The organism is Pseudolysinimonas sp., from assembly GCF_057350545.1.
Genome location: NZ_JBMRCP010000103.1, coordinates 42,015 through 51,322 on the forward strand (window position 1 = coordinate 42,015; position 9,308 = coordinate 51,322).

General features: G+C 72.3%; 7 protein-coding genes. 5 read left to right on the forward strand and 2 right to left on the reverse strand.

What is annotated here, in order from left to right:
* Nucleotides 1-10: 10 nt before the first annotated feature.
* A complete protein-coding gene (locus ACO1X9_RS14270) occupies nt 11-451 on the reverse strand; it encodes a PGPGW domain-containing protein (RefSeq protein ID WP_486351511.1) in 441 nt (146 codons plus the stop codon).
* A 148-nt stretch (nt 452-599) separates the two neighbouring features.
* Here ACO1X9_RS14270 and ACO1X9_RS14275 point away from each other — a divergent pair, with 148 nt between their 5' ends.
* Nucleotides 600-1,922, forward strand: a complete 1,323-nt coding sequence (locus ACO1X9_RS14275) for an HNH endonuclease signature motif containing protein (RefSeq protein WP_486351512.1) — start codon at nt 600-602, stop codon at nt 1,920-1,922.
* A gap of 54 nt (nt 1,923-1,976) precedes the next feature.
* On the opposite strand, the gene ACO1X9_RS14280 is transcribed toward ACO1X9_RS14275, so the two are convergent.
* Nucleotides 1,977-5,699, reverse strand: coding sequence for an SCO7613 C-terminal domain-containing membrane protein (locus tag ACO1X9_RS14280; protein ID WP_486351513.1), 3,723 nt, complete (start codon nt 5,697-5,699; stop codon nt 1,977-1,979).
* A 111-nt stretch (nt 5,700-5,810) separates the two neighbouring features.
* Between ACO1X9_RS14280 and ACO1X9_RS14285 the strand changes: the two genes are divergently transcribed.
* From ACO1X9_RS14285 to ACO1X9_RS14300, 4 genes are all read left to right on the forward strand, one after another.
* The gene (locus ACO1X9_RS14285; RefSeq protein WP_486351514.1) at nt 5,811-6,683 is read left to right on the forward strand and encodes a DUF1684 domain-containing protein; all 873 of its coding nucleotides are present in this window, start codon (nt 5,811-5,813) and stop codon (nt 6,681-6,683) included.
* A gap of 131 nt (nt 6,684-6,814) precedes the next feature.
* The gene (locus ACO1X9_RS14290; RefSeq protein WP_486351515.1) at nt 6,815-8,449 is read left to right on the forward strand and encodes a bifunctional 3'-5' exonuclease/DNA polymerase; all 1,635 of its coding nucleotides are present in this window, start codon (nt 6,815-6,817) and stop codon (nt 8,447-8,449) included.
* 43 nt (nt 8,450-8,492) lie between these two features.
* Nucleotides 8,493-9,071 carry a GNAT family N-acetyltransferase gene (locus ACO1X9_RS14295; RefSeq protein WP_486351516.1) on the forward strand — a complete coding sequence of 193 codons (579 nt, stop codon included), beginning with the start codon at nt 8,493-8,495 and terminating at the stop codon, nt 9,069-9,071.
* A gap of 121 nt (nt 9,072-9,192) precedes the next feature.
* Nucleotides 9,193-9,308 (forward strand): DUF3145 family protein (locus ACO1X9_RS14300; RefSeq protein WP_486351517.1); only part of this gene is annotated, 116 nt, incomplete at its 3' end.

Consider the following 9,308-nt stretch of genomic DNA (forward strand, 5'->3'; position numbering starts at 1 on the left):
CCTCCTCGACCTACGCCGTCGTCGGGCCGTCGGCCGACGCCCGTTGCGCCGCCTGGTTCGCACGACGTCGGGCGAGGGCATCCTTCGCCGCCCCGGCCGCCTTCTTCACGACGCGCGTGGCCTTCTCGTTGACCTTCTTCGCGCCCTCGAACTCGGTGCCGAGGATGCCGAGCCCACCGAGGGCGATGAGCGATCCGGGGCCGGGGAGCGGCATCATGACCACGCCGAGAGCGACGGTCGTGCCGCCGACGACGCCGACGCCCGTGCGATAGGCCTTGTTCGCCGTCGGGTTCTTGCGGATCACGGCCCGCCCGCCGACGAGAGCGGAGCTCGCCGCACGGCCGAGGGCAGCACCGGCACGCGCCGCGGTCGAGGTTGCGGCAGGTGAGGGGGTCGGGGCGTCGTCGGGAAGAGGGGCGTCGGCGTCGTAGCGAAGGGGGGCGTCGGTCATCTCGCGACCGTATCGCCGTCGGCTGCGGGGATGCTTGGAGTGGTCTCCCGGACTCGTCAGATCACAGAAAGGTAACGATGCGGTCGCGAGGGCGTCGCGGCGGGGGATAACCGGCGGGGATGTCGGTGGCGGTCGATGGTGTGAGGGCATGGAGGCACTCGGGGATTCGGCACTGCTCGCGGCGGCGCACGCGCACGCGCACGAGTACGCGGCGGCGCACGAGTACGCGGACGAGTACGCGGCGACGCACGAGTACACGCCCTCCGCCGACGACCGCGTCGAGTGGCAGCTGGCCCGCGCCGAGTTCGCGACCCGGCAGGCGAACCGGGCCGCCGCCGAGCAGCAGGCCGCGATCCGCGAGGTACTCGCGGAGGCCCGTCGACACCCCGAGGTCTACGTCAACCTCCGCGATGAGCCGACGCCGCGCGACCTCGCGATCGCCATCGACGCGGCGATCGGCGACCTCGCGGCGCGGCTCTCCCTGAGCGAGACGACGGTCGCGGCGCTCGCCCATCAGGCCGAGACCTTGCAGACGCGCGCACCGCGGTCGTGGGCCGCGTTCCGGGAGGGCGAGTTCTCGCCCGCGAACGCGCGAGCCGCCGCGCAGACGCTCGACTCGTTGCCGCGGCACGTCGACGCGGATGCCCTCGTCGACGCCCGTGCCCTCGAGCTCGCCTCTCTCGTGCCGGCACGATTCCGCGAGCGGCTTCGGGTGTTCCGCGAGCGTGTGCATCCGATCGCGCTCACCGAGCGCCACGAGGCGGCGCGCGAGACGCGCTCCGTCTGGTGCGAGCACGACCGCGACGCCATGGCGGAGTTCGGCGTGCGCATGGGGGCGGCCGACGTCGAGATCGCCTGGCAGCGCGTCGACGCCCTCGCGCGCCGGCTCGCCGGGCGGGAGGGCGAGACGCGCACCCTCGATCAGCTCCGGGCCGACGTCACCGGTGACATCCTCACCGGCCGGAATGACCCGGCGACCGAGCCTCGCGTGCAGGTGGGAGTACTCGTGCCCGTGCTGACGCTTCTCGGCGGCTCCGGCGGCTCCGGCGGCTCCGGTGCTCCCGCGATGCTCGACGGACGCATCCCGATCGACGACGCCACGGCCCGTGACATGTGTGCGCACGCACCGTCGTTCCAGCGCATCCTCACTCATCCCGTGTCGAGCGCCGTGCTCGACGTCGATCGCACGTCCTATCGCCCGCCCGCCGGCCTCAAGCGCTGGCTCGAGCTGCGCGACGGCACCTGCCGGTCGCCGGGCTGCGGCATCCCGGCCAAGCGGTGCGACCTCGACCACACGATCGACTGGGCACGTGGCGGACCCACCAGCGGCCCCAACCTCGGTCACCTGTCGGAACGACATCACACCCGCAAGCACGCCTCGAAGTGGCGGGTCGAGCAGAGAGCCGACGGCGTCTTCACCTGGACGAGTCCGACCGGATTCGTCTGCGACTCCGATCCGCCGCCGTTCTAGCAGTCAGATCCGTCCCGAGTCTCCCGCTACCGCCGGTCGCGCATACGCGTCCCGCTACCGCAGGTCGCGCATGCGCGCGCCCTCGGCACCCGCGCGCGACCGGCGCTCGAAGAAGATCGCGACGAAGAACAGGATCGCGCCCGCCGTCAGCGACGCCACCCAGATCACGACCGGGTCGATGTCGCGCCCGATCGCGAGCTGGAACAGGATGACCGCGAACTCGACCCCGAACGTGACGAGGCTCAACACGAACGGCGCCGCGTACCGGCCGATCGCGCCGACGAGGAGCGCGACGAGGGCGAGACCGATCACGAGGATCGCGCGCCACGTCGCCGGGTTCGTTCCGGTCGCGAGCACCGACGGCAGAACGGTCACGACGATGCCGGGCGCGAGCACCGACCACGAGCGGGTGAAGCCGACGGGCCACGACGCGAGGGTGCCGGGCGTCGACACGGGGCCGTGCCGCAGCACGAGCACACCGGCGCCGAGCAACGCGAGACCGAGCGGCAGCGAGAACCACTCGACGTTGAGGTCGCGCACGCTCCAGCCGGCGACCGCCGTGCACCACGCCGCCGCGAAGACGATCCACGTCGGCGGCATGATCGTCGGCCCGCGCAGGGCGGCGAGCACCGTGACGAGCATGATGCCGAGCAGCACGAGCGTGAGGGCCCACAGCATCCACATCGGCGCCACCCCGGGCGCCACGGCCGCGATCGGGCCGACCACGAGGTAGACGAGCGCCGGCGTCTGCAGCCACCGATGCGTCGGGCGCAGCGACCTGGCCGCCGACGCGGCGAGCACGGCCGCCGTGACGCTGAACGCGAGCACCGGCCACACGACGTCGTCGGGATGCGCGAGGCCGAGGCCGTCGCGCTCCGTGGCGTACCGCACCGCCTGGATGCTGCCGGCAGCCGCGGCCCCCATCGACGCGACGAGGGCGGGCACCCGCAGCACCGCGAGTCGTGCCCCGTCGGTGCGGCCGAGAGCGCTTCCGAGGAGCAGCAGCACGAGGGATGCCGCCAGCAGCGCGAGGGCACGCCACGGCAGCAGCGCATCCGGCCCCGATCCGGTGATCGCGAGCACGATGAGCGACGTGGCGATCGCGATCGCGAGCCCCGGCGCGACGAGGGCGGCGCCGTTGCGGCGGCGGAGGGTGAGCACGACGCCGATGACGACGGCGGCGATCGCCGGCGGGTACACGTACGGCTCGACGTCGGTGATGCCGGCGAGACCCCAGACGCACCAGAGCGCCGCCGTCCAGGAGGCCGCAGCGACCCACCATCCGTACCGGCGCTTCGCGAAGATGCTCGCCGACGCCGACCCGATGCCGAGGATCACGAAGACGATGAGCGACGTACTGAGGTCGGGCGTCTCGAGCACGAGCGACAGGAGCGCCGCGAGCGCGCCGGTGACGAAAGCCGAGATCTCGATCCAGAGCCGCGCCGACGCGGCATCCTGCTCGGGGACCTCGCCCCGCCGCAGCCAGCCCGCGACGAGCGGGGTGGTCGGCAGCACGAGGGCGACGAGTGTCGCGATGACCGGCAGCGTGACGGGCGCGCCGCCGGCGCCGTTCCACGCGGGCACGATGTTCGTCTCGATGATGCGCGGAATGACGTTCACGACGACGACCGCGAGCGACGGCAGCAGCAGGGCCGCAGCCCCGCTGCGCACGAACCTCGTGAGTCCCGGGCGGCGCGTCAGGGTGAGGGTGAGCGAGAGGGCGAAGATGGCGGCGTTCGCGAGAGCCGTCTCCCACGTGCGCTCGGCGATGACCGTCGCGATGCCGACGAGGAACGGCACCGACGTGACGACGAGAACGGCGTACCAGAGCGGCGGGCGCACGCGCCGCACGAGGGTGACGGCGAGGGCGAACAGCGACGCCACCGTGGTCGTGTACGCGATGACGGGGATCAGGTCGACGCCGAGCAGGTCGAGTCCGCGGGCGAACAGCACGAGCGCGTACGCGTACCCGACGGCGACGTACACCGGGCGCACGCCCGCGGCGACCGTCATGGCGAGCACACCGAGCACGACGACGACCGCCGCACCGGCGGCGACCGTGAGCCGTTCGTCGCCCCACGAGATCGCGACGAGATAGAGCAGGATGCCGTGCGCGGCCACCAGGAGCGGCGTGCGGAACGACCACGACGCGGTCTTCAGCCGCGGAACCACCAGCAGCGCGAGGCCGATGCCGAGGGCGAGGGCGATGCCGGCGACGACCTGACCGGGGCGGGACAGCGCCGACCACGCGGGCGCCGCCAGGAGCGCCGCCGCGCCGAGCCAGGCGGCGAATACGAGCCACCCGCGCCACACGCCGTTCTCGCGCCGCACCGCGAAGGCGAGGGCGAGCACCCCGGCCACGGCGGCGACGATGCCGAGGATCGCGGCGAGACTCACGGTGGCCGGCCACAGCGACCAGGTGTCTTCCATCGGCGCGAGCCAGAAGGGCGCCGGCTCGGCCGCATCAGGATTCCACACGACGGGGTTCATGAACGGCGGGAGCGGCGAGAGCAGCTGGGTGAGTCCGATGACGAGGGCGGGGGTCGCGGCGGCGAGGGCGACGATAAGCGCACCGACGCGCAGCGGCACACGTCGCAACGCGGCCGGCCACGGCACGACGGCGATCACGGCGAGTGCGACCGCCGTCACGGCGGGGACGAGCACGAGGCGCCACGCCTCGTCATCCAACTCACCCGCGAGCGCGACGAGACCTGCCGCCGACGTCGCGAGCACTCCGGCCGCGGCGCTCCACGCCCGCGGGGCGAGCGTGCGTGCACCGAACCCGGCGAGCACCGCGAGCACGGCCACGACGAGGGCCGACCCGAGCACGCGCGGGGTGTGCTCGGGCACGTTCACGCCGAGCAGCCCGAGCAGGGCGATGCCGCCGAAGACCGCGGCCGCGATGACGACGGTGACGCGGTCGGCCCGCAGCGGGCTGCCGAAGCGCGGCGACATCCGCTGCACGATCTCGAAGCCGAGCAGCGCGACGGCGACCGCGCCGACGTGTCCGCCGACCGCCGACCACGGTCCGTCGACGGCGTAACCGAAGAACGCCGGCACGAAGATGAGGGCGACGAGCCCGATCCAGAGCCACGTGCGCAACCGCACGAGCAGGGCGATCGCGAGCGTGAGCACGGCCGCGACGAGTGTCGAGACGGCGGCGGATGCCCACGGGCTCACGCTGTCGGGACCGTTCTCGGAGACAGCCCAGACGTCGAGCGCGACGAAGACCATCGCGACGACGCCGACCGCCTCGGCCGAGAAGGTCAGCTTCATGCGCGCGAGCAACCAGGCGAAGCCGAGGAACACGATCGTGACGCCCGCGATGACGAGCTGCCGGATCGAGAGGTCGGTGCCGGTGTTCGAGAATCGGAAGACGAGCATGGCGATCGCGATGAGCGCCGCAGCGGCCACCGCGAGCACCGACTGCAGGCTCACCGTCGAGTTGACGGCCGGCGCGGGAGCGAGGGCGGGGCCGGGAGCGACCACGGGCGCGGGTGCGGCGACGGTGCCGACCGGAGAGGCCGCAGCGGCCGCCGGAATCCCCGTCGGCGGCGGCGCGAGCGCGGCCTTCGTGGTCAGGCGCCCGATGATCTCCTGGCGACGCGTGAGCAGCTCGGCCGCCTCGGCCGACACCGCCTTCAGCTCGTCGGCGACCTCGCCGACGAGCATCGCGCCGCAGAACGGGCAGTGCTCCGGGCCCACCGGTCCGCGCTCGCACCGGGGGCACGAGGTCGAACCGCGCAGGTAGTTGGCCGCCGCATCGCTCCACGCCATGGCCGGAGTCTAGGGATACTCGGGTCCGAATCCGCTCCTTCCGCGGCGGTGTGGGGAATTCGCCCGTGTCGCCCGGGTTGTACGTGAGTGACCTGCGTGAGGATGGACGACATGACGACGAGCCCGACGGACCCGGCCGAGAAGACCACGGCGCCGACCGAGAAGACCGCCGAGGAGCAGCTCGCCTACTTCCACGAACGCCGCGAGCTCGCCGTCGTGCAGCCCCTCGGCAGCCTCGCGCTCACCAACACGCAGATCGTCGATGCCGAGCAGCCGATCTGGGGTGTCCCCGGTCGTTGGGCGCCTCTCCCCGAGGGCGAATCGGGGCTGCGCGTCATCGCCACCGAGGCCGACGGCATCCACGTCGACGGTGTGCTCGTCGACGGCGAGGCGGTCGTGCGCGGCAAAGACGACCCGAACCCGTCCGAGGTGGTCTTCAGCGACACCGTGAAGGGCGCCGTCATCACGCAGGCGGGCGGCGGCTACGCGCTCCGCGTGTGGGATGCGAACTCCGAGGCCATCCAGAACTTCGGCGGTATCGACGCCTTCCCGTACGACCCGTCGTGGATCGTCACCGCCGCGTGGGAGGAGAACCCCGAGGGCACGACGCTCGGCTTCGAGCACCTCAAAGACGAGGAGAACGGCGCCCACTCGCCGCGCGAGGAGGTCATCCCCGGCAGCATCCGCTTCTCGCGCGACGGCGTCGACTACGACCTCGCCGCCTTCAAGGCGGGTCGCGCGCTGCAGCTCGTGTTCGCCGACGCGACGAACGGCGACTCCACCTACAGCGTCGGGCGTTTCCTGTTCCTCGCGCCCAACCCCGACGGCACGATCACGCTCGACTTCAACCGCGCCATCCTGCCGCCCTGCGCCTTCTCGTACGCGTTCAACTGCCCGCTGCCGCCGAAGCAGAACCGTTTCGGCATCTCGATCGAGGCCGGCGAGAAGAACGTGCTCGCGAAGGACGGCTCGCTGCTGCACTGAGCGGTGGTGCCGCGGGGGCTCGAGTGCACCGATTCGCGTCGAGCGCACTTGCGTGATTCCGCGGTCTCGACGCGAATCGGTGCAGTCGGCACCTCCGACCCGGCGTCGCACGTGCGGGGCAGACTGAGGGCGTGCTCATCGCGCTGCAGTGGACCTCCTCCGGGGTCGTCGCGACCGAGCTGACCGACGACGGTGAGACCGTGGGGTCGACGACGCTCCCGCCGACTGACCTTCCCGCCTGGGTCGCCGCGCGCGAACCCGACAGGCCCCGGTGGGTGTGGAGCGACAGCTCCCGCTGGTACCCCGAGCTGCTCGCGGCGGGAGTGCGGCTCGAGCGCTGCCTCGACCTCCGGCTGTGCCGCACCATCCTGCGCAACGCGGTGGCGACGCGCGGCTCGGCCCTCGCGACCGCCGACCGGGATGCCTGGGACGCACCGGCCCCCTCCCGAGCCGTGGCGGCATCCGACGCGTTGTTCGACCTCGACCCGCCGCCCGACGACGACGATCCCGTCGCCGAGTGGCGGAGGCAACGGGATGCCGTGGCCGGCGCCGACGACGGAGGCAAGCTCGCACTGCTGCTCGCCGCCGAGAGCCTCGGGTCGCTCGTCGCGGCCGAGATGCGCTTCACCGGGCTGCCGTGGAGCCGCGAGGAGCACGACCGCGTGCTCACCGAGATCCTCGGCCCGCGCATCCCGAACGGCCGTCCCGCGAAGCTCGAGCGGCTCGCGGCCCGGCTGCGCGAACTGCTCGACGCCCCGACGCTCAACCCCGACTCGCAGCAGGACCTGCTGAAGACGCTGCAGAACGCCGGCATGCGGGTCGAGTCGACGAGCAAGTGGGAGCTCAAGGAGATCGACCACCCCGCGGTCGAGCCGTTGCTCGAGTACAAGTCGCTGTCGCGGCTGCTGTCGGCGAACGGCTGGCACTGGCTCGACGAGTGGGTGCACGACGGCCGCTTCCGCCCCGTCTACGTGCCGGGCGGCGTCGTCACGGGACGCTGGGCGTCCGACGGCGGAGGAGCGCTGCAGCTGCCGAAACAGGTGCGGTCGGCGGTCGTGCCCGACCCGGGGTGGAAATTCGTCGTCGCCGATGCGTCGCAGCTCGAGCCCCGCGTGCTCGCCGCGATGTCGGGGGATCGGGCGATGGCGCGGGCGGGGCAGGCGGCCGACATGTATCAGGGGATGGTCGACGCGGGCGCCGTCGAGACCCGGTCGCAGGCGAAGTACGGGATGCTCGGCGCGATCTACGGCGGCACGACCGGCGAGAGCGGACGCATGAAGCCGCGCATCGAGAGGGCGTTCCCCGCGGCCATGAACTACGTCGAGGCCGCGGCGCGGGCGGGAGAGCACGGGGATGTCGTGTCGACCTGGCTCGGACGCTCGTCGCCTCCCGGGGTCGGCTTCGGGCACGACGAGACCGCGTCGGCGGTGCAACGTGTCCGCACCCAGCAGCGCGCCGCCGCGTGGGGACGGTTCACGCGCAACTTCGTCGTGCAGGGCACCGCCGCCGAGTGGGCGCTGTGCTGGATGGGGTCGCTGCGACGACGCCTCTGGGGGCTCGAGGGCGGGTCGCTCACGCAGAAGCCGCACCTCGTGTTCTTCCTGCACGACGAGCTCATCGTGCACACGCCGGAGCACCTCGCCGAGGAGGTCGCCGCGGCGATGCGCGAGGCCGCCGCCGAGGCGGGCCGGCTGCTGTTCGGGCAGGTGCCGGTGGAGTTCGCGGTCTCGGTCTCGATCGTGGAGAGGTACTCGGATGCCAAGTAGATCCGAGATGCCAAGTAGATCCGAGATGCCAAGTGAGGCGCGCATGAGCCCTGAGATCGTCCCCGTCGATGCGAGCCGTTTCGACGACCTCCAGACCGTGCTGCACGGTGGGGGCGACGGGCCGTCGTGCCAGTGCATGTGGCAGCTCATCCGCGCGAAGGAGTGGTCGTCGATCTCGGTCGACGAGAAGCGCGCGCGGCTCCGCGCCGAGGTGGAGGCCGGCGATCCGGCACCGGGGCTGCTCGCCTACGTCGACGGCGAACCGGCCGGTTGGGTGCGGGTCGGTCCGCGTCCGCCGCAGGAGCGCATCGTCGCGTCGAAGATCGTCGGCTCGGGGTCACGAGAGCCGCTCGACGATCCGTCGGTCTGGGCGGTCACGTGCTTCTCGGTGCGCCGCGAGTATCGCGGAGAGGGGATCGCCGGCGAGCTGCTCGCGGCGGCGGTCGACGCGGCGCGGGCCGGGGGAGCGCGCGTGGTGGAGGCCTACCCGTTCGATCTCGCCGCGGGAAAGCGGTCGTCGAACGAGCTCTACCACGGTGCGCTCTCGACGTTCGAGGATGCCGGCTTCGAGGTCGTCGCCCGGCCTACCCCGGCCCGGGCGGTCGTCGCGCGGGAACTGTGAGAGCGCCGAGACTCTGACGACGCGAATCACATCCTTGTGATTACACGGGTGTCTCGGGCATAATCAGCCCTAGCTATCTCGAATCATTCGACAGGTCGATGGGGAAGTCGCATCCTGACGAATGGAGAGAGAAGTGGCTGCTGTGCAATCGAAGATCGCACGCGGAGTGGTCTACATCCACTCCGCGCCCAGCGCGCTGCGCCCCCACGTCGAGTGGGCTGCGGGTCGCGCCCTCGG